Origin of the sequence: Pseudomonas sp. NDM, assembly GCF_003105095.1 — a bacterium.
Classification (GTDB): domain Bacteria; phylum Pseudomonadota; class Gammaproteobacteria; order Pseudomonadales; family Pseudomonadaceae; genus Aquipseudomonas; species Aquipseudomonas moraviensis_A.
In genome coordinates this window covers 24,488-48,012 of record NZ_QETJ01000002.1, presented here as the reverse complement: position 1 = coordinate 48,012, position 23,525 = coordinate 24,488, and the positions used below count along the sequence as shown (strand labels likewise).

Sequence of the window (23,525 nt, the reverse complement as noted above, 5' to 3'; positions counted from 1 at the left end):
CGCGCAATACCCTCTGCGGACACCCCTGTTGCCCGCCGGATCGGCGAACACGGAGCGCGCGCTATGACTCGACTGTTGGTGGAGTGCACCCACGTCTTCAACCACCCGAAACTCAACTCGGGGATTCAGCGGGTGGTGCGCAATGTCATCAATAAATTGCCGTCCGGTGCTGCTGATATCGAATGCATGCCGGTGGTTTTCGTCAACGGCCAACTCTACCGGGTCTTGCGCCTGGCCCCTCTGAACACGCCGGTTTTCAACGCCTTCGCGACATTCGCTGACCGCCTGGAACGCCTTGCCCATCGTTTTTGGCAATGGCACCAGCGGCGCGAGGCCCAATGTGAGTCGAAGCTGGCTCGCCGCGCTGTATATGTTGCCTACCGCCTGACCTCGTTCACCGCATTCGGGATCCCGTTGAGGCTGTTCAAACGCCTGAGGCACTTGCAGCTGCTCAAGCGCTGCTCGCCCTTGCAGCATCAGGCCGATGATCAATTGATACTGCTCGACTCCTCGTGGCATTCGGATTTCTTTCCTCATGTCGAGCGACTCAAGCGTGATGGCGTCGGGATCATTGCGGTGATCTATGACCTGATTCCCATGACGCATCCACACTTTTACGAAACCCGCCCGGCGCAGGTGTTCGGGGAATGGTTTGACTGGATTTGCCGCACTGCCGACGGCTACATGGCCATTTCCGCCACGGTGCGCGACGAGGTGCGCAATGAACTGCAGCGACGGCTTGGGCCCCTGCAAGCGGGAAAACGCTGGTTCGACTACTTCCACTTGGGTTCCGAGCTGGACTTGCACAGCTCGACCGCGGCCGTGGAACCGGCGTTGCGACAGATGTTCGAGGCACCCGGCCCGGTTTTCCTGATGGTCAGCACGATCGAGCCGCGCAAGAACCATGCTTATCTGCTGGATGCTTTCGAGCGTGCCTGGGCAGGTGGTTCCAGCGCCAGGTTGTGTATCGCTGGACATATCGGCTGGAAGTGCGACGAGCTGCTCTCACGGATACGCCACCATCCGGAATTGAACCGGCGCCTGTTCATGTTCAACAACCTCAGCGACACCAGTCTGGAGCATGCTTACGCCCACGCCAGTTCGCTGGTTTTCCCATCATTCGTCGAAGGCTTTGGCCTGCCGCTGGTGGAAGCCATGCAGCGCGGTTTGCCGGCAATGGGCAGTGACATTCCGGTGTTTCGTGAAATCGGTGGCAAGTACATGGCCTATTTCGATCTGCAGGAGCCGCAGAGCCTGACCGAACTGATCACGGCCTTCGAGGCCAGTGGTCAGTTCCCCGCCGGCAAGGATGTACGCGACTGGCGCTGGATTGACTGGCGCCAAGCCAGCCAACAGTTGGTAGAGCGCAGCGCGCTGCATGTCCTGCGAGGAGAGGCCGCGCAACCGGCCGTTACGCTTGAGGGCATCAGTGCACCGGTTGAAGCGTTGCCGACGCCCCCTGAATATTCGCGAATGCGCGCGTCAGGCAGTTTTCAGTAGCCCGGCCGCGGTAGGCGGCATCGCCACAAAACCGGGCAGGCCCTCGATGCGTGCCAGCCAGGCCCGGACATTGGCGTATTCCTCCAGCGAGACATTGCCCTCCGGCGCATGCGCGATGTAGCTGTAGGCAGACACATCAGCGATGGTTGGCTCATCGCCTGCCAGATAGGCGGTCTTGCCCAACTCCAGCTCCATGACCTTGAGCAGGTTGTGCGCGCGGCCGATGACTTCTTCGGCATTCAGTTGCGCACCGAACACCGTGATCAAGCGTGCCGCCGCCGGGCCAAAGGCAATCGGCCCCGCCGCTGCCGACAGCCAGCGCTGCACCTGTGCTGCGCCCACCGGGTCGGCGGGCAGCCAGCGACCGTTGCCATACTTCTGCGCCAGATACACCAGAATCGCATTGGAATCGGCCAGCACCACGCCGTTGTCATCAATCGCCGGCACCTGGCCGAAACTGTTGATCGCCAGATACTGCGGCTGCTTGTGCTCACCCTTGGCCAGGTCGACGAAGATCAGCTCGGTCGGTAGCTGCAGCAGGGACAGCATCAACTCGACGCGATGGGCGTGTCCGGAACGGGGGAAGTTGTAGAGTTTGATCGGTTGCATGGTCGACTCCGCTGGAAAGTGACGACGCTACGGAATGAGCGCGCCGATGGAGTCATCATCTACGGATCGGCAAAACTAAAGAATCACCAGCCAATGCAATCGATTATTTCAGTGGCTGCAATAACGCCGCCGTGTTCAAGGCCGGATGCTCGCGCAACGCCTTCACGGCGAAGTCGACAAAGCTGCGGATCCGCGCCGGCGCCTTGCGCCCCCCCTGATACACCACATGAATCGGCAACGGCGGCAATTCAAATTCGGCGAGGACGATTTCCAGTTCGCCTGCCGCAACCTTGTCCGCCACTTGATACGACAGCACTCGCGTCAGTCCCAGGCCTTTGCGTGCAGCGGTTATCGCGGACTGATTGGCCGTGACCGTGAGTCGCGGTTCGGTGCGCACGCTGAGTGCTTCACCCGCGTCGAGAAACGGCCAATTGCGTTGCTGACCGATCGCCGACGTCGCCACCACCGGCAGTCCGGCCAACGCCTGCGGATGATCCGGTCGGCCATGCCTGGCGAGGAAATCCGGCGAGGCGCAGATCACTCGCCGCACTTCGCCGACGCGGATCGCATGCTGATTGCTGTCCGGCAGTTCGCCGATGCGCACCGCGACATCGATGCCCTCCTCGACCATATTGACCACCCGGTCGAGCAACAGCGCGTTGATCGACACATCCGGATAACGACACAGATAATCGGCCATCACCGGGGTTACGAACAGATCGCCGAACAGCACCGGCGCAGTGATCGTCAACTGCCCCCGCGGCAACGCATGACTGCCTGCCGCCGAATCCTCGGCCTCCTGGACTTCGGCGAGAATCCGTCGGCAGTCATCGCAGTAACGCTGCCCGGCTTCGGTCAGATGCACCGTGCGCGTGGTGCGCACCAGCAACTGCGTACCGATGTGCTGCTCCAGTGCCGCCACTGCGCGGGTGACACTCGCCGCCGACAACCCCAGACGCCGCGACGCCGCCGAAAAGCCTTGCTCCTGGGCGACGACAACGAAGATCTGCATTTCCTGAAAGCGGTCCATGGGATTCCTCGGCGGCGGATACGACAATCGCAGCCGAGGCTGCGATTGTGAGAGCGTAGATCAACGGTGGATAACTTATTCCACAGTCACCGACTTCGCCAGATTGCGCGGCTGGTCGACGTCAGTGCCCTTGAGCACAGCCACGTAGTACGACAGCAGTTGCAGCGGGATCGTGTAAAGGATCGGCGAGAGAATGTCGTGGATGTGCGGCATTTGCACCACGTGAGTGCCTTCACCGTCGGTCATGCCAGCTTTCACGTCGGCGAACACGATCAGCTCGCCGCCGCGGGCGCGGACTTCCTGCAGGTTGGATTTGAGCTTTTCCAGCAGTTCGTTGTTTGGCGCCACGGTGACCACCGGCATGTCGTTATCCACCAGCGCCAGCGGGCCGTGTTTCAACTCTCCGGCCGGGTAGGCTTCGGCGTGGATGTAGGAGATTTCCTTGAGCTTCAAGGCACCCTCCATCGCCACCGGGAATTGCGCACCTCGGCCGAGGAACAGGGTGTGGTTTTTCTCGGCGAACAGCTCGGCGATTTTTTCCACGGTGCTGTCCATCGCCAGCGCTTCGCCCAAGCGAGTTGGCAGACGACGCAGCTCTTCGACCAGCGTCGCCTCGACGCCATCAGCCAAAGTCCCGCGGACCTGACCCAGCGACAACGTCAGCAGCAACAGACCGACCAATTGCGTGGTGAAGGCTTTGGTCGAGGCCACGCCGATTTCGCGACCGGCCTGGGTCAGCAAGGTGAGATCGGATTCGCGTACCAGCGAGCTGATGCCAACGTTGCAGATCGCCAGGCTGGCGAGGAAACCCAGCTCTTTGGCATTGCGCAAGGCCGCGAGGGTGTCAGCGGTTTCGCCGGATTGCGAGATGGTGACGAACAACGTGTCTGGCTGCACTACGACTTTGCGATAACGGAACTCGCTGGCAACTTCGACTTGGCACGGAATACCCGCCAGCTCTTCGAGCCAGTAACGCGCGACCATGCCGGCGTGATAGCTGGTGCCGCAGGCGACGATCTGCACGTTGCGCACTTTGGCGAACAGTTCGGCGGCTTGAGGACCGAAGGCCTCAACCAGCACTTGATTGTTGCCCAGGCGGCCTTCGAGGGTGCGCTGGACCACGGCCGGCTGCTCGTGGATTTCCTTGAGCATGTAATGGCGGAACTCGCCCTTGTCGGCGGCTTCGGCACCATCGGTGTACTGCACGGTCTGGCGCTCGACAGCGTTGCCGTTCACGTCCCAGATCTGCACGCTGTCGCGACGGATTTCAGCGATATCGCCTTCCTCCAGGTACATGAAACGGTCAGTGACCTGCCGCAGGGCCAACTGGTCGGAAGCGAGGAAGTTTTCGCCCAGGCCCAGACCGATCACCAGTGGGCTGCCACTGCGCGCGGCGACCAGACGATCCGGCTGCTGCGCATTGATAACCGCCAGCCCGTAAGCGCCATGCAGTTCCTTGACCGTAGCCTTGAGTGCGGCCGCCAGGTCAGGTTGCTCCTTGAGCTTGTGCGTCAACAGGTGCGCGATAACTTCAGTGTCGGTGTCTGAGCTGAACGCATAACCCAGTGCTTTGAGTTGTTCGCGCAGGGCTTCGTGGTTCTCGATGATGCCGTTGTGCACCACCGCAATGTCCCCGGAAAAATGCGGGTGGGCGTTACGTTCGCACGGCGCGCCATGGGTGGCCCAACGGGTGTGGGCAATACCGAGCCGGCCGGCCAGCGGGTGTTCGGCCAGCGCCGTTTCCAGTTCACTGACCTTGCCCGGACGGCGCATGCGTTCCAGGGTTTCATCGTTGGTATAAACCGCCACACCGGCGCTGTCATAGCCGCGGTATTCGAGGCGCTTCAGGCCTTCGAGGAGGATGGCGGTGATATTACGTTCAGCTACAGCGCCGACAATGCCACACATGGTTATTTCTCCTGACTGACAGCCGCACAGATCAAGGTGATCCCGCGGGCCTGAAGCTGATCGCGCGCCTCTTGAGGCAGGCGATCATCGGTGATGAGGGTATGGATGCTGCTCCACGGCAGCTCCAGATTGGGAATCTTGCGGCCGATCTTGTCCGCCTCGACCATCACGATGACTTCGCGTGCAACGTCAGCCATCACCCGGCTGAGACCGAGCAATTCATTGAAGGTCGTGGTGCCGCGAACCAGATCGATGCCGTCGGCGCCGATGAACAGTTGATCAAAGTCGTAAGAGCGTAGTACCTGCTCGGCGACCTGACCCTGGAAGGATTCCGAATGCGGATCCCAGGTGCCGCCGGTCATCAGCAGCACTGGCTCGTGTTCGAGTTCACTCAGGGCGTTGGCGACGTGCAGGGAGTTGGTCATCACCACCAGCCCCGGTTGCTGGCCCAGTTCGGGAATCATTGCGGCGGTGGTGCTACCACTATCGATGATGATGCGTGCGTGTTCGCGAATGCGTTGGACCGCTGCGCGGGCAATCGCCTGCTTGTATCTGGAGATAGTCTGCGCAGTTTCCGCGACAAGTTCCTGCGGCATGCTGATCGCTCCGCCATAACGACGCAGCAACAGGCCGTGGGTTTCCAGCGCGGCGAGATCCTTGCGAATCGTAACTTCGGAAGTTTCGAAGCGCTTGGCCAGTTCATCCACACTGACTTCGCCCTGCTCGTTGAGCAGGGCAAGGATGTTGTGGCGACGCTGGGGTGTGTTGCGCTTGGACATGGCGGCTTAAGTTTCGGTTCGAAAGATAACGTGAAGCAATGAAACTCTATCGAAAGGTTGCCGTCAAGACGCGAGGAGAAAAATTCAGAAAGATAGAACCTCGCTCCCACAGAGATTGTGGATAACTCAGGATTTTTTGATTTTTTCCGGACGCTTCCAGCCGTCGATATTCTTTTGACGCGCACGGCCCACCGCCAGTTGGGCGTTATCCACATTTTGCGTGATGGTCGAGCCGGCCGCAGTGGTTGCACCGCTGGAGATATCCACAGGCGCAACCAGCGAGTTGTTCGAACCGATAAACACATCAGCGCCCATTACTGTCTTCCATTTATTGGCGCCATCGTAGTTGCAGGTGATGGTGCCGGCGCCAATGTTGGTGCGCGCGCCGATCTCAGCGTCGCCCAGATAAGTCAGGTGGCCAGCCTTCGCGCCTTCGCCCATGTGCGCATTTTTCAGCTCAACGAAATTACCCACATGGGCGCGAGCTTCGAGCACCGTGCCGGGGCGCAGACGTGCGAATGGACCGGCGTCGCTGCCCTCGCCGAGAATCGCGCCTTCGATATGACTGTTGGCCTTGATCACCACACCCTTGCGCAAGGTGCTGTCCTTGATCACGCAGTTCGGACCGATCACAACGTCGTCTTCGATGACCACGTTGCCCTCAAGGATCACGTTGATATCGATCAGCACATCGCGGCCGACGGTGACTTCACCACGCACGTCGAAACGCGCCGGGTCACGCAAGGTCACGCCTTGAGCCATCAGGCGACGGCCAGCGCGCAACTGATAATGACGCTCGAGTTCGGCCAATTGCTTGCGATCATTGGCGCCCTGCACTTCCATTGGATCATGCGGTTGTTCGGTGGCAACCACCAGGCCATCACTCACCGCCATTTCGATCACGTCGGTCAGGTAATACTCGCCCTGCGCATTGTTGTTCGACAGGCGACTCATCCAGTCCGCCAGGCGATTGGCAGGCACGGCGAGGATGCCGGTGTTGCCTTCGCTGATCGCACGTTGCGCTTCGCTGGCGTCTTTGTGCTCGACGATCGCAGCAACCTTGCCGTCGGCATCGCGCACGATGCGGCCATAACCGGTCGGGTCATCCAGCTCTACGGTGAGCAGGCCCATTTGTCCCGGCACGACGTGCTTGAGCAGACGCTGCAGGGTTTCGACTTCGATCAGTGGCACGTCACCGTAAAGGATCAGCACGGTGTCGGCATCGATGAACGGCACGGCCTGAGCAGTGGCGTGGCCTGTGCCCAGTTGCTTGTCCTGAAGCACGAAATTCAAGTCATCGGCCGCCAGGCGCTCACGCACCACATCGGCACCGTGACCGATCACCACATGAATGCGCTGGGGATCCAGTTGCCGAGCGCTGTGGATAACGTGACCGAGCATGGAGTTGCCGGCAATCGGGTGCAGCACCTTGGGCAGCGCCGAGCGCATGCGAGTGCCTTGACCGGCCGCGAGGATAACGATTTCGAGAGACATGACTGGCTACCAATCCTGGGTGGTCAGCGACTGCGACCGGTTTTTGGGGAATTCGGAAAAGAAAAAAGGGTAGCCGAGGCTACCCTTTTTTATCAATCGCACAACAAGCGGCTGACGGATTAACCGCCAAACTTCTTGCGGATCTGCTGGACGGTGCGCAGCTGGGCTGCAGCCTCGGCCAGACGAGTGGCAGCGGCGCCGTAATCGAAGTCCGCGCCTTTTTCGTTCAGGGCATTCTCGGCAGCCTTGAGAGCTGCCTGAGCCTGAGCTTCATCCAGGTCGGCGGCACGTTGCACGGTATCGGCAAGTACCTTGACCATGTTCGGCTGAACCTCGAGGAAACCACCGGAGATGTAGAACACCTCGGCTTCCCCGCCTTGCTTGATCAGGCGGATCGGACCCGGCTTGAGATTAGTGATCAGCGGCGCGTGACCCAGAGCGATACCAAGATCACCCAGTGCACCGTGCGCAATCACCATCTCGACCAGGCCGGAAAAGATTTCCCCTTCCGCGCTGACGATATCGCAATGGACTGTCATAGCCATCTGATTGCCTCAACCTAAATTAGCGCCCGTTGCCGGGCGCCGGGATTACAGTTTCTTGGCTTTCTCGATCACTTCTTCGATGCCGCCAACCATGTAGAACGCTTGTTCTGGCAGGTGGTCGTAGTCACCGTTGAGGATGCCTTTGAAGCCAGCAATGGTGTCTTTCAGGGAAACGTATTTACCCGAAGCACCGGTGAAGACTTCAGCCACGAAGAACGGCTGCGACAAGAAGCGCTGGATCTTACGAGCACGGTTAACCAACTGTTTGTCGGCTTCCGACAGCTCGTCCATACCCAGGATCGCGATGATGTCTTTCAGCTCTTTGTAACGCTGCAGAACATACTGGACGCCGCGAGCGGTGTCGTAGTGGTCCTGGCCGATCACGTTCGGGTCCAGCTGGCGCGAAGTCGAATCCAGTGGATCTACCGCCGGGTAGATACCCAGGGAAGCGATGTCACGGGACAGAACGACGGTGGCGTCCAAGTGGGCGAAGGTGGTCGCTGGCGACGGGTCGGTCAAGTCGTCCGCCGGTACGTATACCGCCTGGATCGAGGTGATCGAACCTTCCTTGGTCGAAGTGATACGTTCCTGCAGAACGCCCATCTCTTCAGCCAGGGTCGGCTGGTAACCTACTGCCGAAGGCATACGGCCCAGCAGTGCGGATACTTCAGTACCGGCCAGGGTGTAACGATAGATGTTGTCGACGAACAGCAGAACGTCGTTACCTTCGTCACGGAACTTCTCGGCCATGGTCAGGCCGGTCAGTGCTACGCGCAGACGGTTTCCCGGCGGCTCGTTCATCTGACCGTAAACCAGTGCCACTTTGTCCAGAACGTTGGAGTCCTTCATCTCGTGGTAGAAGTCGTTACCCTCACGAGTACGCTCACCCACACCGGCGAACACGGAATAACCGCTGTGCTCGATGGCGATGTTACGGATCAGTTCCATCATGTTTACGGTTTTGCCTACACCGGCACCACCGAACAGACCGACTTTACCGCCTTTGGCAAACGGGCAGACCAGGTCGATAACCTTGATGCCGGTTTCCAGCAGGTCGTTGCCGCCTGCTTGCTCAGCGAACGAAGGCGCTGGACGGTGAATGCCCCAACGCTCTTCGGTGTCGATCGGGCCTGCTTCGTCGATCGGGTTACCGAGGACGTCCATGATCCGGCCCAGGGTCGCTTTACCGACCGGTACGGAGATGGCTGCGCCAGAGTCGGTAACTTCCAGACCGCGCTTCAAGCCCTCGGTGGAACCCATCGCAATGGTACGAACCACGCCGTCGCCCAGCTGTTGCTGAACTTCCAGAGTGGTTTCAGCCGCGCTCACTACTTTCAGCGCGTTGTAGATGCTCGGTACGCTGTCGCGTGGAAATTCCACGTCGATAACGGCGCCGATGATTTGAACGATACGTCCGCTACTCATAGCTGGATCCTCTGAATATTTGAACCGTTAAACCGCGGCAGCGCCGCCGACGATTTCCGAGATCTCTTGGGTGATCGCAGCCTGACGCGCCTTGTTGTAGATCAGCTGCAAATCGCTGATCAAATCACCGGCGTTGTCGGTAGCGTTCTTCATCGCGATCATCCGCGCAGCCTGTTCAGCCGCGTTGTTCTCGACCACCGCCTGGTAGACCTGCGACTCGACGTAACGGACCATCAAGCCGTCAAGCAGCTCTTTGGCGTCCGGTTCGTAGAGATAGTCCCAGTGGTGCTTGAGATCCTGATCCGGGGTCGCCACCAGTGGAATCAACTGCTCCACGGTAGGCTGTTGCGTCATGGTGTTGATGAACTTGTTGGACACCACGGACAGGCGGTCGATACGGCCGTCCAGGTAGGCATCCAGCATCACCTTGACGCTGCCGATCAGATCATTGATCGACGGCTCTTCACCCAGGTGGCTGATAGCTGCAACGACGTTACCGCCGAAGTTGCGGAAAAAGGCCGCACCCTTGCTACCGACTACACACAGATCAATCTCGACGCCGTTTTCGCGGTTTACCGCCATGTCCTTGACCAGGGCCTTGAACAGGTTGGTGTTCAAGCCGCCGCACAGACCACGGTCACTGCTCACGACGACATAACCGACGCGCTTGATTTCGCGGTCGATCATGAACGGGTGGCGGTATTCCGGGTTGGCGTTGGCCAGATGCCCAATTACCTGGCGGATACGCTCCGCATAAGGACGGCTAGCAGCCATGCGCATTTGTGCCTTGCGCATTTTGCTGACCGCCACTTTTTCCATGGCGCTGGTAATCTTTTGCGTGCTTTTGATGCTCGCAATCTTACTGCGAATCTCTTTTGCGCCTGCCATGTAACACCTATCAGGTTAGCAAGCGGGAGCCTCGCGGCTCCCGCTGCGGCTTACCAGGTTTGGGTGGCCTTGAACTTCTCGATACCGGCTTTCATGCCAGCGTCGATTTCGTCATTGAAGTCACCTTTAACGTTGATCTTGGCCATCAAATCGGCGTGATCGCGGTTGAAGAAAGCGATCAGCGCTTGTTCGAAGCTGCCGACCTTGGCGATTTCAATGTCAGTCAGGAACCCACGCTCAGCGGCATACAGCGACAGCGCCATGTCAGCGATCGACATTGGTGCGTATTGCTTCTGCTTCATCAGCTCGGTAACGCGCTGACCATGCTCAAGTTGCTTGCGGGTCGCTTCGTCCAGGTCAGAAGCGAACTGGGCGAATGCCGCCAGTTCACGGTACTGAGCCAGAGCGGTACGGATACCACCGGAGAGCTTCTTGATGATCTTGGTCTGAGCGGCACCACCCACACGGGATACCGAAACACCGGCGTTCACTGCAGGGCGGATGCCCGAGTTGAACATGGCCGATTCCAGGAAGATCTGACCGTCGGTGATGGAAATCACGTTGGTCGGAACGAACGCGGAAACGTCGCCAGCCTGGGTTTCGATGATCGGCAGTGCGGTCAGGGAACCGGTTTTGCCGGTCACTGCGCCGTTGGTGAACTTCTCTACGTATTCTTCCGAAACGCGGGATGCGCGCTCCAGCAGACGGGAGTGGAGATAGAACACGTCGCCTGGGTAAGCTTCACGGCCTGGTGGACGGCGCAGCAGCAGGGAAATCTGGCGGTAAGCCACTGCCTGCTTGGACAGATCGTCATAAACGATCAGCGCGTCTTCACCGCGGTCGCGGAAGAATTCACCCATGGTGCAACCGGAGTACGGTGCCAGGAATTGCAGCGCAGGAGATTCCGAAGCACTGGCAGCCACGATGATCGTGTTGGCCAGGGCGCCGTTTTCTTCCAGCTTGCGAACCACGTTGGCGATGGTCGATTGCTTCTGACCGATGGCTACGTAGACGCAGAAAATGCCGCTGTCTTTCTGGTTGATGATCGCGTCGATCGCCAGAGCGGTCTTACCGATCTGACGGTCACCGATGATCAGCTCACGCTGGCCACGGCCGACAGGGATCATGGCATCGACTGCCTTGTAGCCAGTCTGTACAGGCTGGTCTACCGACTTACGCCAGATCACGCCTGGAGCAACTTTCTCGACCGCGTCGGTCTCGGTGTTGCCCAGTGGACCTTTGCCGTCAACAGGGTTACCCAGAGCATCGACTACGCGGCCCAGCAATTCCTTACCAACAGGAACTTCGAGGATGCGGCCGGTGCACTTGGCGCTCATGCCTTCAGCCAGCGACTGGTAGGAGCCCAATACCACGGCACCTACGGAGTCCTGCTCCAGGTTGAGGGCCATACCGTAGACGCCGCCCGGAAACTCGATCATCTCGCCGTACATGACGTCGGCCAGACCGTGAATCCGCACGATGCCGTCAGATACGCTGACGACAGTGCCTTCGTTACGGGCTTGGGAGGTCACATCGAGCTTGTCGATGCGGCCCTTGATAATTTCACTTATTTCGGAAGGATTGAGTTGCTGCATTGCTCTGCTGCCCCTTCAAACTCAAGATTTCAATGCTTCGGCAAGTTTCGCGATTTTGCCGCGAATCGAGCCATCGATAACCAGGTCGCCGGCGCGGATCACGACACCACCAATCAAGGCAGCGTCCTCCGCAACTTGCAGGCGCACTTCCCGGTTGAGTCGTGCACTGAGAACCTTGGCGAGTTTGTCTTGCTGTTCTTGGTTCAATGCAAATGCACTGGTTACTTCAACGTCTACCGATTTCTCTTGTTCGGCCTTGTACAGGTCGAACAGAGCGGCGATCTCCGGCAGAAGCAGGAGACGGTCGTTCTCGGCAACGACGTTGATGAAATTGCGTGCCTTTTCATCAAACTTGTCGCCGCACACGTCAATGAACGTGGCGGCCTTTTCTGCGCTCGTCAGTCGCGGGGCCTTGAGCACGCGCTGCAGGGTGTCGTCTTGCGACACCGCTGCTGCCAGGCCGAGCATGGCTGACCAATTGGCCAGTTGCTGGTGGGCCTGAGCGTGCTCGAAGGCCGCCTTAGCGTAAGGTCGGGCCAACGTGGTCAGTTCTGCCATGATCGCCCTCGCTTAGATTTCAGCAGCCAGTTGGTTAACCAGCTCTGCGTGCGCGTTTTGATCGATTGTGGCACCCAGGATCTTCTCGGCGCCGCCAACAGCCAGCAAGCCCACTTGGGCACGCAGCTTGTCTTTGACGCTGTTCAGTTCCTGTTCGATCTCGGCTTGAGCCTGAACCTTCACACGGTCAGCGTCGATACGGGCTTTTTCAACAGCCTCTTCGACGATCTGGTTACCGCGTTTCTTGGCTTGCTCGATGATTTCAGCTGCCTGAGCTTTCGCTTCGCGCAGTTGCTGACCCGCTTTCTCTTGGGCCAACTCCAGGTCGCGAGCTGCACGGCTGGCAGCGTCCAGACCATCAGCGATCTTCTTTTGACGTTCGTGCAGAGCAGCGATGACCGGAGGCCATACATACTTCATGCAGAACAGTACAAAAATCAGGAACGCAACGGACTGGCCAATCAGGGTCGCATTAATGTTCACGCCAACACCTCGCAGTTACGTTGTCCATCACACCAAATTACCCGGAAGATCCGAGTAATCAGCCAGCGATCTGACCAACGAACGGGTTCGCAAAGGTGAAGAACAGAGCGATACCAACACCGATCATGGTTACGGCGTCGAGCAGACCGGCAACGATGAACATTTTGACTTGCAGCATTGGAACCATTTCTGGCTGACGCGCTGCGCCTTCCAGGAACTTGCCGCCCAACAGGCCGAAACCAATTGCGGTACCCAGTGCGCCCAGGCCGATCAACAGTGCAACAGCGATAGCGGTTAGACCAACTACAGTTTCCATCTTTCCTCCCGACTTTTACGTCGTATGGTTTAGGTTTTTTAGATTAAAGCGGTAAAACAAATCGTTTCAGTTGCCCCGCAAGGAGCTCCCTCCCGTTTGACCGGGAGGAACATCAGACTAGTCGAGACTGGTCTTAATGGTTTTCTTCGTGCGCCATCGACAGGTAGACGATGGTCAGCATCATGAAGATGAACGCCTGCAGGGTGATGATCAGGATGTGGAACACCGCCCACGCCCACTGCAGAACAACGCCCAGGCCGCTGAGCCAGAGCAGGCCGCTGCCGAACATCACAGCGATCAGAATGAACACCAGCTCGCCGGCATACATGTTGCCGAACAGACGCAGAGCCAGAGAGATCGGCTTGGCGATCAGGGTGACGAATTCCAGCAGGAAGTTCACCGGAATCAGCAGCGCCTGAACAAAGATGTTCTTGCTGCCGAACGGGTGCAGGGTCAGTTCGCCGATGAAGCCGCCGATGCCCTTGACCTTGATGCTGTAGAAAATGATCAGTGCGAACACCGAGAACGCCATGCCCAGGGTCGCGTTCGGGTCAGTAGTCGACACGGCGCGGAACGGGATGTGGTGGTCGCCGGAGATCAGGATGGCCAACTGAGGAATCCAGTCGACCGGTACCAGGTCGACGGCGTTCATCAGGAACACCCAGACGAAGATGGTCAGTGCCAGCGGTGCAATCACCGGGCTACGGCCATGGAAGCTGTCTTTCACGCTGCCATCGACGAATTCGACCAATACTTCAACGAAGTTCTGCAAGGCACCCGGCTGACCCGACGTCGCTTTCTTTGCCGCCATGCGGAAAAGAAGAACGAAGATCAGACCCAGCGCGACCGACCAGCCGAGGGTATCGACGTGGAAAGCCCAGAAGCCCATTTCCTTGGCCTCTGCTGCGGTGTGGGCAAAGCCCCAGCCGCCGTTGGGTAGCTGACCGAAAGTCAGGTTCTGCAAGTGGTGCTGGATATAGCCCGAAGCGGTTGTTTCTGCCATGGTTGCCTCAAACGCCCTAAGGTCTCGAAAGTCTTGTTCTCATCAGCAGGGGAGCGAACCAGCTGACCGACTGCGTCAGCACGAACACGCCGAATACTGCGATCGGCGCCAGTGGCTTCACACCTGCAAACACCAGTGCAAACAGCACTGCCGTCAAAATCAGTTTGCCTGCCTCGCCGGCATAGAAAGACCGGACGATGGACTGGGCTGCTCGGGCGCCGGAAAACCGAAATGCCTTGTGAGCAAAATAAACATTGGGCAGCAAGGCTATCAGGCCTCCGCAAAGTCCCGAGTATCCGGCAACGACTCCATGCCATTGCCAGAGCGCCAAAGCGGCAATGAGCAAAATGACAAATTGAGCCATCAACACCGGAAAAACCGCCAGGCGATGGAAAGGCAAGCGGTTTGGCGTGCGGGTTTCCATCACAATTGCTCTCCAATGGTCGGCTGCCGAAATTCAATAACTTGGCATAATTTGTGCCGACAAAATGCGCGCAGAGTATAGGGGCGGTTCTGCCCCTATTCAACTGTCAGGTAGTGATTTCCGACTGCGCGCTACATGAGGAAATGTTTCAGCGGATGTGTGCGAGCACACCTTGAAGCTCATCGAGAGAGTTATAACCAATCACCAGTTGGCCTTTGCCCTTCTTGCCGTGGCGAATCTGCACCGCAGAGCCCAGCCGCTCGGCCAGGCGCTGCTCGAGGCGAGCGATGTCCGGATCGGGTTTTATTGCTTCCACAGGCTCCGGCTTGCCACTCAACCACTGCCGAACCAGTGCCTCGGTTTGGCGCACGGTCAGCCCTCGTGCGACAACATGTCGCGCCCCTTCAACCTGCTGATTGTCCGGCAGACCGAGCAAGGCGCGCGCATGACCCATTTCCAGGTCACCGTGCGAGAGCATGGTTTTGATGACTTCGGGCAGTGCAATAAGTCGCAACAGGTTAGCCACAGTCACCCGCGACTTACCCACAGCCTCGGCGACCTGCTGCTGGGTCAGCTGAAATTCCTGCTGCAAACGCTGCAAAGCCACCGCTTCTTCGATCGGATTGAGGTCTTCGCGCTGGATGTTCTCAATCAGCGCAATCGCGATGGCGGTTTCATCCGGCACATCGCGGACCATCGCCGGGATCGTCTCCTGCCCGGCCTGCTGACTGGCGCGCCAGCGGCGTTCACCGGCGATGATCTCAAAACGACCGCCGCCAATCGGGCGCACCACGATCGGCTGCATCACGCCCTGAGCCTTGATCGATTGCGCCAGCTCTTCCAGTGCCTGCGGGTCCATGTCGCGGCGCGGCTGATATTTGCCACGCTGCAGCAGGTCCAGCGGCAGATGTTGCAGTTCACGGGTGTCAGCCTGCGCTGCCTGTTCTTCCAGCGCGCTGACCGTCGGACCACTCAGCAGTGCATCCAGTCCACGTCCGAGACCTCGTTTCTTGACGGCCATGGGGATTCCTTAAGTTGGCTGAGCAGCAGCAATGCGTGAATTTTTGCGCTGACGGCGAACCATCTCGCCCGCCAGAGCCAGATAGGCCAGGGCGCCACGCGATTGCTTGTCGTAAGCCAGCGCCGGCATGCCGTAGCTTGGTGCTTCGGCCAGGCGAATGTTGCGCGGGATCACCGTGTCGTACAGCTGATCGCCGAAGTGTTCCTTGAGTTGCGCCGAGACATCGTTCATCAGGCTCAGGCGCGGGTCATACATGGTCCGCAGCAGGCCTTCGACTTTCAGGTTCGGATTGAGCAGCTCAGCGATGCGCTTGATGTTATCCACAAGGTCGCTCAAGCCTTCGAGGGCAAAGTATTCGCACTGCATGGGGATAATCACCCCGTCAGCGGCGACCAGAGCGTTGAGCGTGAGCATCGACAGCGACGGCGGGCAGTCGATCAGGATGTAATCGTAGTTATCGCGGATGGGCGCCAGCGCACTGCGCAGACGGCTTTCCTTCATCTGCATTTCCAGCAATACCACTTCAGCCGCAGTCAGGTCGCGGTTGGCCGGCAGCAGCTGATAACCGCCGTGCTCGGAAAAGTGCATGGCCTGGCCCAGATCGCATTCACCGATCAGCAGATCGTAAACCGAGTTTTCCAGGCCATGTTTATCCACACCGCTACCCATGGTGGCGTTGCCCTGTGGATCGAGATCGATCAACAGCACCCGGCGCTTGGTCGCGACCAGGGATGCTGCGAGGTTGATGCAGGTGGTGGTCTTGCCCACACCACCCTTCTGGTTCGCTATCGCGAATACCTTAGCCATTCTTGCTTGTGTTCCCAATCATGCCGTGCGGCGCAGTATCAGCAGATGGCGTTGGCCTTGGCAACCGGGGACGGCCAGGGCGTGTTCGCTATCGAGTTTGAAATCTGCCGGCAATGCTACCAGCTCATCGGCGGGATGAACGCCCTTCATTGCCAGCCAGCGTGTATCGGCATCGCCGAGGTGGCGAGTCCAGTTGGTGAAGTTTTCCATGCTGCTGAATGCCCGGGAAATGATTCCGTTGAAAGGCTGTGCAGGCTGGAAAGCTTCGACGCGACTGTGGATAACTTGCAGGTTATCCAGCTTCAGTTCGAGTTTGACCTGAGTCAGGAAGCGGGTTTTCTTGCCGTTGCTGTCCAGACAGGTCACCTGCGAGTCCGGGTACAGGATGGCCAGCGGAATGCCAGGCATGCCGCCACCGCTGCCGACGTCGAGCCAGCGACCGTTTTCGATAAACGACATCACGCTGAGACTGTCGAGCAGGTGGCGCGAAACCATTTCGTCCGGATCTCGTACGGCGGTCAGGTTGTAGGCCTGGTTCCATTTGATCAACAGGGCCAGATAGCCCAGCAGCCGTTCGTGCTGGATTGGGGTGAGATCGACCCCGAGCTCGCGGGCTCCTGTGGATAACTCTTCGGCGTGTTGCGAAGTGACCTTGGCACTCAAGCGCTTTGCTCCAACTGACGGCCCGCGCCGCGTTTTTTCAAATGAATCATCAACAGCGAGATCGCCGCCGGGGTTACGCCCGGAATCCGCGACGCCTGGCCCAGCGTCTCGGGACGTGTGGCGCCGAGCTTGCTCTGGATCTCCTTGGACAGACCGGAAATGTTGGTGTAATCGATATCCACAGGCAATTTCGTGTCTTCACTGGCGCGCAGACGGGCGATTTCGTCCTGTTGACGGTCGATGTAACCGGCGTACTTGGTCTTGATTTCCACCTGCTCGGCGACCTGTGGATCTTCCGCGCCCTGCCCGGTCACTTCGACCAGACCGGCGTAGTCGATTTCCGGACGGCTCAACAGGTTGAGCAAATTGTATTCGTGAGTCAGTGGCGTGCCGAATTTCTCGGCAATCGCATCGCCCTGAGGGGTATTTGGGCGAACCCAAGTGCTTTTCAGGCGCTGTTCTTCCAGTTCGATGCTTTCGCGCTTCTTGCAGAAGGCCGCCCAACGCGCGTCATCGACCAGACCGAGCTCGCGACCTTTTTCGGTCAGACGCAGATCGGCATTGTCCTCGCGCAGAATCAGGCGGTACTCGGCACGAGAAGTGAACATGCGGTACGGCTCTTGGGTGCCAAGGGTGATCAGGTCGTCGACCAATACCCCGATGTACGCTTCATCGCGGCGTGGGCACCAGGCTTCTTTGCCCTTGGCGCGCAGCGCAGCGTTGGCCCCGGCGAGCAGACCTTGAGCGCCGGCTTCTTCGTAACCGGTGGTGCCGTTGATCTGCCCGGCGAAGAACAGACCGCCGATGACTTTGGTTTCCAGGCTGTACTTCAGATCGCGCGGATCGAAGTAGTCGTACTCGATCGCATAACCCGGACGCACGATGTGCGCGTTCTCCATGCCGCGGATCGATTGCACGATCTGCAATTGCACGTCGAAAGGCAGGCTTGTGGATATCCCGTTCGGATACAGCTCATGGGTGGTCAGACCTTCCGGTTCGATGAACACCTGATGGCTTTCCTTGTCGGCAAAGCGGTGGATCTTGTCCTCGATCGACGGGCAATAGCGCGGGCCGACGCCTTCGATTTCACCGGCAGCAGAATACATCGGCGAACGATCAAGGTTCGCCGCGATGATTTCGTGGGTGCGGGCATTGGTGTGAGTGATCCAGCAACTGACTTGCCGTGGATGCTGTTCCTTGTTGCCCATGAACGACATAACTGGAATCGGCGTATCACCTGGTTGCTCGGTCATAACCGAGAAATCCACAGACTTGCCGTCGATACGCGGCGGTGTGCCGGTTTTCAGGCGACCGACACGCAGTGGCAGTTCACGCAAACGATGAGCCAGCGCGATTGACGGCGGATCACCGGCGCGACCGCCGGAAAAATTCTGCAAACCAATGTGGATAAGTCCGCCGAGGAACGTACCGGTGGTCAACACCACGGAATCGGCGAAGAAGCGCAGACCCATTTGCGTGACAACACCGCGGACTTGTTCCTGCTCGACGATCAAGTCATCCGCAGCTTGTTGGAATATCCACAGGTTCGGCTGGTTTTCCAGGATTTCACGGACAGCTGCCTTGTATAGAATCCGGTCAGCTTGCGCGCGGGTCGCCCGTACCGCCGGGCCTTTACGACTGTTCAACACACGGAACTGGATGCCGCCCAAATCTGTGGCCGTAGCCATCGCGCCGCCGAGGGCATCGATTTCCTTGACCAGATGGCTCTTGCCGATGCCACCGATGGCCGGGTTGCAACTCATGGCACCGAGGGTTTCCACGTTATGCGTCAGCAACAGGGTTTTCGCCCCCATGCGTGCTGACGCCAGTGCTGCCTCGGTACCGGCATGACCGCCGCCGATGACGATCACTTCAAAACGGGAAGGGAAATCCACCACGCACCTCGTGCCTGCTTAAGTAGGTCATTCAGGAAAAATTTGAGCTCAGGTTTCTGGACCTGGTCGGCAAGTATAGGGACTTCGCCCTTTCTAAAGAACCCTCTGCACAAAATTTAACCAGCTGTGGAGAACTCGAGGTTAAAAGAATAAAAAAGAGAGAAATTTATAAAACCTTTGTTTTTATGTTTATTCTTACTGAGCAAACTTTCTGTGGATAGATTTCTACAGGCCTTATTTTTCAATGTGTACAGAGATTCAAAACCCTGTGCTCAGGTGTCCAGGAGGCCCTTGGATAACCGGTGTAAGCCTGTGGATTAAAGGTATGCTTATCCACAGGGCGGGTTATATCCAATTTTCAGGCCCTGTTATCAACCGACCTTAGCGCCAATTATTCACAGGGCTTAACCCGCAAGAAACCGCTGGATGGATGTTTCCATGCGCAAAAAAAACGTCACCGAAGGATCGGTGACGCTTGGAAAGCCTGCGACAGGACATCAAAAGGCTATTGTGAGAGAACGTAACAGAGGCTAATAATAGCCATTATCATTAACACGCCAGTTTTCCCTATGCCCCTACTCGCCCATACCGCTGCGATCGAGCAAATCTACGAGCAACACCATTCGTGGCTGTATGGCTGGCTCAGGGGCAAACTGCACAACACCTGCGATGCAGCCGATGTGGCGCATGACACCTTTTTGCGCATTCTGGCGGCGCGCAATGCGGCGCATATTCGAGAGCCGAGGGATTACCTGGCGACCATCGCACGCGGTCTGGTCATCGACCGCTATAGAAGGTGCGCCATTGAAGCCGCGTATTTGCAGACACTGGCCACCCGGCCCGAAGCGGCGGTTATCAGCGAAGAGGACAAGGCGCTGATCATCGAAACCCTGCTCGCTGTGGATAAAGCCCTGGCCGGGCTGGGCACGCGCACACGGCAGATATTCATCCTCTCGCAGGTCGACGGCCTGACTTATCAACAGATCGCTCTGCAGATGAAGGCATCGCTGACCACAATCAAGAAACACATGATCCGCGCCCTCACGGAATGTGCCCTGATCATGGCGCAGTACTGATGGCCGTCGCTGCCAACCGCCAGGTATTCGAAACCGCTGCCAGCTGGTATGTGCAGTTTCAATCCCAGCCTCCGAGCCTTGCCGAACAAAAAGCCTGGCAGCTGTGGATAGATAGCGATCCGGCGCATCTGGCGGCGTGGAACCAGATGGAACAATTGCAGCGCCACTTGGGAACGCTGCCGCAGGATCTGAAGCGACGTGCGCTCAATAGCGGCCAACACAGGCGACAGGTACTCAAGCTGTTGCTGCTCGTAGCGGGTACAGGCTTCGTGGGCTGGAATGTTCAACGACACACGTACCTCGGAAACGTCTGGGCCGACTATAAAACCGGGGTGGGCCAGCGTCGCACCATCAGCCTGGCCGATGGCAGCCAGATCCAGCTCAACACCGACTCTGCGATCGATGTTTCTTTCGACGCAGCGCAACGCCTGATTCGACTGCGCGGCGGTGAAATTCTCGTTCAAACCGGCAAGCTCGGGGATCAGCGACCCTTCTACGTGCAGACCCGTGACGGGCGGATTCAAGCGTTGGGCACCCGCTTCTCGGTGCATCAAATGCCCAACTCAACACGGGTCGGGGTGCTGGAAGATCGAGTCAGCGTTCAACCTGCGCAGTCCTCCATTGCTCCGCTCATGCTGAAGGCAGGCGAAGGTGCGGATTTCGATAGTCGGCATATCGGCCTTGTTCATCCCTTCCAGTCAGCAGAAGTGGCCTGGATCAACGGCCAGTTGATCGTCCTCGATGCCCGCTTGGGCGATGTCCTCGAAGAGTTGGGACGCTATCGCAGCGGTGTATTGCATTGCGATCGTCGGGCAAGGGATCTGCGCGTCTCCGGGACCTTCCGGCTCGATTCGACCGACGCGGTGCTGGCCAACCTTCAGGCTTCGTTACCAATCAACGTGCGCTATTTCAGCCGTTACTGGGTCTCGATCAGCTACAGCGCTTGATTGAAACAAGGCCAGGGAAAAATAATTGCCGACAGGGTTATCTTTTTTTGCCCTGACCCGGCCCTACAGGTAATCGCGATAAACGCGGCTCTTCGCCACCTTCAGGGCTAATCCACACATGCGTCTTCCCACGTTCCGTCAGCGTTTTTCTCCCCACTGCATTGCCTACAGCTTATTGATGGCCAGCGCTGTGTCCTGTCTGGTCACCGGCCACAGCGCCTTCGCGGCGACCGCATCCCAGCGCTATGCCATCGCTGCCGGCCCGTTGGACAATGCGTTGAGCCAGTTCGCCTCTACCGCGAATGTGATTCTGTCGTTCTCGCCGCAACAGACCAGCCGCCTGCGCAGCGCCGGGTTAAGCGGTGACTTCAGCGTCGAACAAGGCTTCGCCCAGTTGCTGCAAGGTTCTAGTTTACAGGCGGTGCCGCAAGCACCCGGCAGCTACATCCTGCAGCCCTTGCCTGAGGGAGATACCCTGGAACTGGCGCCGACCAACATCAATGCACAGTTGGCCAATCCAATGGATCTGGATTACGCCGCCGACGTTGGCTACAAAGCGCAAAACAGCCGGATCGGTACGAAAACCAGCACACCGCTGTCGGAAACGCCGCGTTCGGTGTCAGTAGTGACCGGGCAGCGCATCAAGGATCAGAAATCCCAGACACTCACCGACGTACTCGGCTACGTGCCGGGAATCTTCGCCCCGCCGTTCGCTGCCGGCGACAGTCTGGCCGGCGATCTGTTTTACATCCGCGGTTTCAACGCCACCGATTACGGCTATGGCCTGCTCCGGGATGGACTGCGCGTGCAGGGCAATCGCTATGACACCAGCACCGAGCCGTACGGACTTGAACGCGTCGAAGTATTCCGTGGTCCTTCTTCGCTGTTGTATGGCGAAAACGCGCCGGGCGGTCTGGTCAATCTGGTCAGCAAGCGCCCGACGGCCGCGCCACGGGGCGAAGTGCAATTGAGCTACGGCTCGAACAACCGCCGGCAGATCGGCGTCGATGTCTCCGGCCCGCTCAATGACAGCGCTAATGTCCTCGGGCGCGTGGTGATGCTCGGACGCAAATCCGATACCCAGACCGATCACGTTCCTGACGACCGCATTTATATCGCCCCTTCGCTGACCCTCAATTTCGACGATTTCAATACGCTGACCCTGCTGGCCAACTACCAGAAAGACCATACCAATATGGAGCTCGGTCTGCCGGCCGCCGGAACGTTGCTGAGCAACCCCAACGGCAAGCTGTCCAAGGACACCATGCTCGGTGACCCCGACTGGAATACTTTCGAGCGGGAAACCTGGAGCACCGGTTACGAGTTCAGCCACTCGTTCAACGATGACTGGCAGTTCCGCCAGAACTCGCGCTACATGCAGTCGCGCATTACCCGTCACGAAACCTGGCCGGGCAATTTGAACAACGCAGGCTTCGGCACGCGGTTGAACATGACCGCCTATGATCGCTTCAACAAATCCATGGTGTATTCGCTGGATAACCAGCTGGAAGGCAAATTCCAGGCGGGCGATCTGGAAAACACCGTGTTGTTTGGCGCCAGCTACGATCGCACCTCGTTCAATCAGGACTGGAATGCCGGGGTTGTCGGGCCGATCAATGTCTATGACCCGGTTTACCTGCGCGATCCGACCACGCCGATTGCCGTGCAAAACACCTTGCTCGAGCAGCAGATGAAGGGCGTCTATGCACAGATCCAGAGCAAGTACGACCACTGGCTGTTCCTGCTGGGAGGGCGTCAGGACTGGGTCGACAGCGACTTCCGCGACAAGGTAGCCCGAGGCAGCAACATCAGCTCCGAAGACAAGAAGTTCACGTACCAGGGCGGTGTGATGTATCGGTTCGACAACGGCATGACGCCGTATGTCAGCTATTCCACAGCATTCGTGCCGGTGCAGCAGATTTCCAATGCCGGCGCCCCACTTGATCCGATTACCAGCAGCCAGTACGAAGTGGGCCTCAAATACGAACCGATCGGCTGGGATACAGCCTTCACCGCTTCGGTGTATGACCTGCGCAAGAAGGACGACACCTATTTCGACGCAACGACGTCGACCTATCGCCAGGTGGGTGAAAGCCGTGCCAAGGGTGTGGAGCTGGAACTCAACAGCAATCTGACGCAGAACCTCAATGTCACGGCCGCTTATACCTACACCGATGCAAAAATCACCAAGGATGCGGCGACGTCGCTGGTCAAGGGCCATCAAATGACCGGAGTGCCGCGTAATCAGGCCTCGGTCTGGGCGAAATACCGCTTCCTCGACAGTGATCTGAAAGGCTTGTATGTCGCGGGTGGTGTGCGTTATTTCGACAGCGCATTCGCTTACACATCGCCTTCGCTGTACGGAAAGCTGGATGCCGGCGACGTCACGTTGGTAGACGCGGCGGTTGGTTACCAGATCGATACACACTGGAGTGTCGATCTGAATGCGAAAAACCTGTTCGACAAGGAATATGTGTCGGGCTGCAACGACGCAGGCCGCTGTTATTGGGGTGAGGATCGCACCCTGCTCGGTACGGTGTCTTATAACTGGTGAACAAA

22 protein-coding genes are annotated in these 23,525 nt (G+C 58.4%); 4 read left to right on the top strand and 18 right to left on the bottom strand.

Annotated features, from left to right (window positions below; genetic code table 11):
* Positions 1 to 63 precede the first annotated feature (63 nt).
* Positions 64 to 1,500, top strand: coding sequence for a glycosyltransferase family 1 protein (locus DCO47_RS00710; RefSeq protein ID WP_082367961.1), 1,437 nt, complete (start codon positions 64 to 66; stop codon positions 1,498 to 1,500).
* Here DCO47_RS00710 and DCO47_RS00705 read toward each other — a convergent pair.
* The 18 genes from DCO47_RS00705 to mnmG all read right to left on the bottom strand — a co-directional run bounded on the left by DCO47_RS00705 (position 1,483) and on the right by mnmG (position 18,943).
* Positions 1,483 to 2,109 carry a glutathione S-transferase family protein gene (locus DCO47_RS00705; RefSeq protein WP_116657213.1) on the bottom strand — a complete coding sequence of 209 codons (627 nt, stop codon included), beginning with the start codon at positions 2,107 to 2,109 and terminating at the stop codon, positions 1,483 to 1,485. The two genes, DCO47_RS00710 and DCO47_RS00705, sit on opposite strands and share 18 nt — an antisense overlap.
* A gap of 103 nt (positions 2,110 to 2,212) precedes the next feature.
* A complete protein-coding gene (locus tag DCO47_RS00700; protein WP_042608016.1) occupies positions 2,213 to 3,139 on the bottom strand; it encodes a LysR family transcriptional regulator in 927 nt (308 codons plus the stop codon).
* A gap of 75 nt (positions 3,140 to 3,214) precedes the next feature.
* Positions 3,215 to 5,047, bottom strand: a complete 1,833-nt coding sequence (gene glmS, locus DCO47_RS00695) for a glutamine--fructose-6-phosphate transaminase (isomerizing) (protein WP_064365195.1) — start codon at positions 5,045 to 5,047, stop codon at positions 3,215 to 3,217.
* A gap of 2 nt (positions 5,048 to 5,049) precedes the next feature.
* Positions 5,050 to 5,826, bottom strand: coding sequence for a DeoR/GlpR family DNA-binding transcription regulator (locus DCO47_RS00690; protein WP_042607993.1), 777 nt, complete (start codon positions 5,824 to 5,826; stop codon positions 5,050 to 5,052).
* Between the two features lie 126 nt (positions 5,827 to 5,952).
* Positions 5,953 to 7,320, bottom strand: a complete 1,368-nt coding sequence (gene glmU, locus DCO47_RS00685) for a bifunctional UDP-N-acetylglucosamine diphosphorylase/glucosamine-1-phosphate N-acetyltransferase GlmU (protein ID WP_042607992.1) — start codon at positions 7,318 to 7,320, stop codon at positions 5,953 to 5,955.
* 119 nt (positions 7,321 to 7,439) lie between these two features.
* Positions 7,440 to 7,865, bottom strand: coding sequence for a F0F1 ATP synthase subunit epsilon (locus DCO47_RS00680; RefSeq protein WP_016772407.1), 426 nt, complete (start codon positions 7,863 to 7,865; stop codon positions 7,440 to 7,442).
* A gap of 45 nt (positions 7,866 to 7,910) precedes the next feature.
* A complete protein-coding gene (atpD, locus tag DCO47_RS00675) occupies positions 7,911 to 9,290 on the bottom strand; it encodes a F0F1 ATP synthase subunit beta (protein WP_116657212.1) in 1,380 nt (459 codons plus the stop codon).
* 27 nt (positions 9,291 to 9,317) lie between these two features.
* Positions 9,318 to 10,178, bottom strand: a complete 861-nt coding sequence (gene atpG, locus DCO47_RS00670; RefSeq protein ID WP_007911960.1) for a F0F1 ATP synthase subunit gamma — start codon at positions 10,176 to 10,178, stop codon at positions 9,318 to 9,320.
* A gap of 50 nt (positions 10,179 to 10,228) precedes the next feature.
* Positions 10,229 to 11,773, bottom strand: coding sequence for a F0F1 ATP synthase subunit alpha (gene atpA, locus DCO47_RS00665; RefSeq protein ID WP_016772405.1), 1,545 nt, complete (start codon positions 11,771 to 11,773; stop codon positions 10,229 to 10,231).
* 21 nt (positions 11,774 to 11,794) lie between these two features.
* The gene (locus tag DCO47_RS00660) at positions 11,795 to 12,331 is read right to left on the bottom strand and encodes a F0F1 ATP synthase subunit delta (RefSeq protein ID WP_016772404.1); all 537 of its coding nucleotides are present in this window, start codon (positions 12,329 to 12,331) and stop codon (positions 11,795 to 11,797) included.
* A 12-nt stretch (positions 12,332 to 12,343) separates the two neighbouring features.
* The gene (locus DCO47_RS00655; RefSeq protein WP_016772403.1) at positions 12,344 to 12,814 is read right to left on the bottom strand and encodes a F0F1 ATP synthase subunit B; all 471 of its coding nucleotides are present in this window, start codon (positions 12,812 to 12,814) and stop codon (positions 12,344 to 12,346) included.
* A 58-nt stretch (positions 12,815 to 12,872) separates the two neighbouring features.
* Positions 12,873 to 13,130, bottom strand: coding sequence for a F0F1 ATP synthase subunit C (gene atpE, locus DCO47_RS00650; protein WP_003097235.1), 258 nt, complete (start codon positions 13,128 to 13,130; stop codon positions 12,873 to 12,875).
* 133 nt (positions 13,131 to 13,263) lie between these two features.
* Positions 13,264 to 14,133, bottom strand: coding sequence for a F0F1 ATP synthase subunit A (gene atpB, locus DCO47_RS00645; RefSeq protein ID WP_042607991.1), 870 nt, complete (start codon positions 14,131 to 14,133; stop codon positions 13,264 to 13,266).
* 16 nt (positions 14,134 to 14,149) lie between these two features.
* On the bottom strand, positions 14,150 to 14,557 hold the full coding sequence (locus tag DCO47_RS00640; RefSeq protein WP_042607990.1) for a F0F1 ATP synthase subunit I: 408 nt from the start codon (positions 14,555 to 14,557) through the stop codon (positions 14,150 to 14,152).
* A 148-nt stretch (positions 14,558 to 14,705) separates the two neighbouring features.
* Entirely contained in the window at positions 14,706 to 15,578 is an 873-nt protein-coding gene (locus DCO47_RS00635; RefSeq protein ID WP_064365198.1) for a ParB/RepB/Spo0J family partition protein, read from the bottom strand.
* Between the two features lie 9 nt (positions 15,579 to 15,587).
* Positions 15,588 to 16,385, bottom strand: coding sequence for a ParA family protein (locus DCO47_RS00630; RefSeq protein WP_016772400.1), 798 nt, complete (start codon positions 16,383 to 16,385; stop codon positions 15,588 to 15,590).
* Positions 16,386 to 16,403: 18 nt separating this feature from the next.
* Positions 16,404 to 17,048: a 16S rRNA (guanine(527)-N(7))-methyltransferase RsmG gene (gene rsmG, locus DCO47_RS00625; protein WP_064365199.1), complete on the bottom strand. Its 645-nt coding sequence runs from the start codon at positions 17,046 to 17,048 to the stop codon at positions 16,404 to 16,406.
* Entirely contained in the window at positions 17,045 to 18,943 is a 1,899-nt protein-coding gene (gene mnmG, locus DCO47_RS00620) for a tRNA uridine-5-carboxymethylaminomethyl(34) synthesis enzyme MnmG (RefSeq protein ID WP_064365200.1), read from the bottom strand. Before mnmG ends, rsmG begins: the two co-directional genes overlap by 4 nt.
* A 569-nt stretch (positions 18,944 to 19,512) precedes the next feature.
* Between mnmG and DCO47_RS00615 the strand changes: the two genes are divergently transcribed.
* The 3 genes from DCO47_RS00615 (at position 19,513) to DCO47_RS00605 (ending at position 23,520) form a co-directional block, all read left to right on the top strand.
* Positions 19,513 to 20,019, top strand: coding sequence for a sigma-70 family RNA polymerase sigma factor (locus tag DCO47_RS00615; RefSeq protein WP_116657211.1), 507 nt, complete (start codon positions 19,513 to 19,515; stop codon positions 20,017 to 20,019).
* Positions 20,019 to 20,966, top strand: coding sequence for a FecR domain-containing protein (locus tag DCO47_RS00610; protein WP_116657210.1), 948 nt, complete (start codon positions 20,019 to 20,021; stop codon positions 20,964 to 20,966). The genes DCO47_RS00615 and DCO47_RS00610 overlap by 1 nt, the downstream gene beginning before the upstream one ends.
* A gap of 118 nt (positions 20,967 to 21,084) precedes the next feature.
* Complete coding sequence (locus DCO47_RS00605) at positions 21,085 to 23,520, top strand: TonB-dependent siderophore receptor (RefSeq protein WP_116657209.1); 2,436 nt, start codon at positions 21,085 to 21,087, stop codon at positions 23,518 to 23,520.
* The last annotated feature ends 5 nt before the right edge of the window (positions 23,521 to 23,525 follow it).

Excerpts from the sequence above, each read along its gene's own strand:
- DCO47_RS00710 (WP_082367961.1), top strand. The coding sequence starts at position 64 with ATGACTCGACTGTTGGTGGAGTGCACCCACGTCTTCAACCACCCGAAA.
- DCO47_RS00705 (WP_116657213.1), bottom strand. The coding sequence starts at position 2,109 with ATGCAACCGATCAAACTCTACAACTTCCCCCGTTCCGGACACGCCCAT.
- DCO47_RS00700 (WP_042608016.1), bottom strand. The coding sequence starts at position 3,139 with ATGGACCGCTTTCAGGAAATGCAGATCTTCGTTGTCGTCGCCCAGGAG.
- glmS (WP_064365195.1), bottom strand. The coding sequence starts at position 5,047 with ATGTGTGGCATTGTCGGCGCTGTAGCTGAACGTAATATCACCGCCATC.
- DCO47_RS00690 (WP_042607993.1), bottom strand. The coding sequence starts at position 5,826 with ATGTCCAAGCGCAACACACCCCAGCGTCGCCACAACATCCTTGCCCTG.
- glmU (WP_042607992.1), bottom strand. The coding sequence starts at position 7,320 with ATGTCTCTCGAAATCGTTATCCTCGCGGCCGGTCAAGGCACTCGCATG.
- DCO47_RS00680 (WP_016772407.1), bottom strand. The coding sequence starts at position 7,865 with ATGGCTATGACAGTCCATTGCGATATCGTCAGCGCGGAAGGGGAAATC.
- atpD (WP_116657212.1), bottom strand. The coding sequence starts at position 9,290 with ATGAGTAGCGGACGTATCGTTCAAATCATCGGCGCCGTTATCGACGTG.
- atpG (WP_007911960.1), bottom strand. The coding sequence starts at position 10,178 with ATGGCAGGCGCAAAAGAGATTCGCAGTAAGATTGCGAGCATCAAAAGC.
- atpA (WP_016772405.1), bottom strand. The coding sequence starts at position 11,773 with ATGCAGCAACTCAATCCTTCCGAAATAAGTGAAATTATCAAGGGCCGC.
- DCO47_RS00660 (WP_016772404.1), bottom strand. The coding sequence starts at position 12,331 with ATGGCAGAACTGACCACGTTGGCCCGACCTTACGCTAAGGCGGCCTTC.
- atpE (WP_003097235.1), bottom strand. The coding sequence starts at position 13,130 with ATGGAAACTGTAGTTGGTCTAACCGCTATCGCTGTTGCACTGTTGATC.
- atpB (WP_042607991.1), bottom strand. The coding sequence starts at position 14,133 with ATGGCAGAAACAACCGCTTCGGGCTATATCCAGCACCACTTGCAGAAC.
- DCO47_RS00640 (WP_042607990.1), bottom strand. The coding sequence starts at position 14,557 with ATGGAAACCCGCACGCCAAACCGCTTGCCTTTCCATCGCCTGGCGGTT.
- DCO47_RS00635 (WP_064365198.1), bottom strand. The coding sequence starts at position 15,578 with ATGGCCGTCAAGAAACGAGGTCTCGGACGTGGACTGGATGCACTGCTG.
- DCO47_RS00630 (WP_016772400.1), bottom strand. The coding sequence starts at position 16,385 with ATGGCTAAGGTATTCGCGATAGCGAACCAGAAGGGTGGTGTGGGCAAG.
- DCO47_RS00615 (WP_116657211.1), top strand. The coding sequence starts at position 19,513 with ATGCCCCTACTCGCCCATACCGCTGCGATCGAGCAAATCTACGAGCAA.
- DCO47_RS00610 (WP_116657210.1), top strand. The coding sequence starts at position 20,019 with ATGGCCGTCGCTGCCAACCGCCAGGTATTCGAAACCGCTGCCAGCTGG.
- DCO47_RS00605 (WP_116657209.1), top strand. The coding sequence starts at position 21,085 with ATGCGTCTTCCCACGTTCCGTCAGCGTTTTTCTCCCCACTGCATTGCC.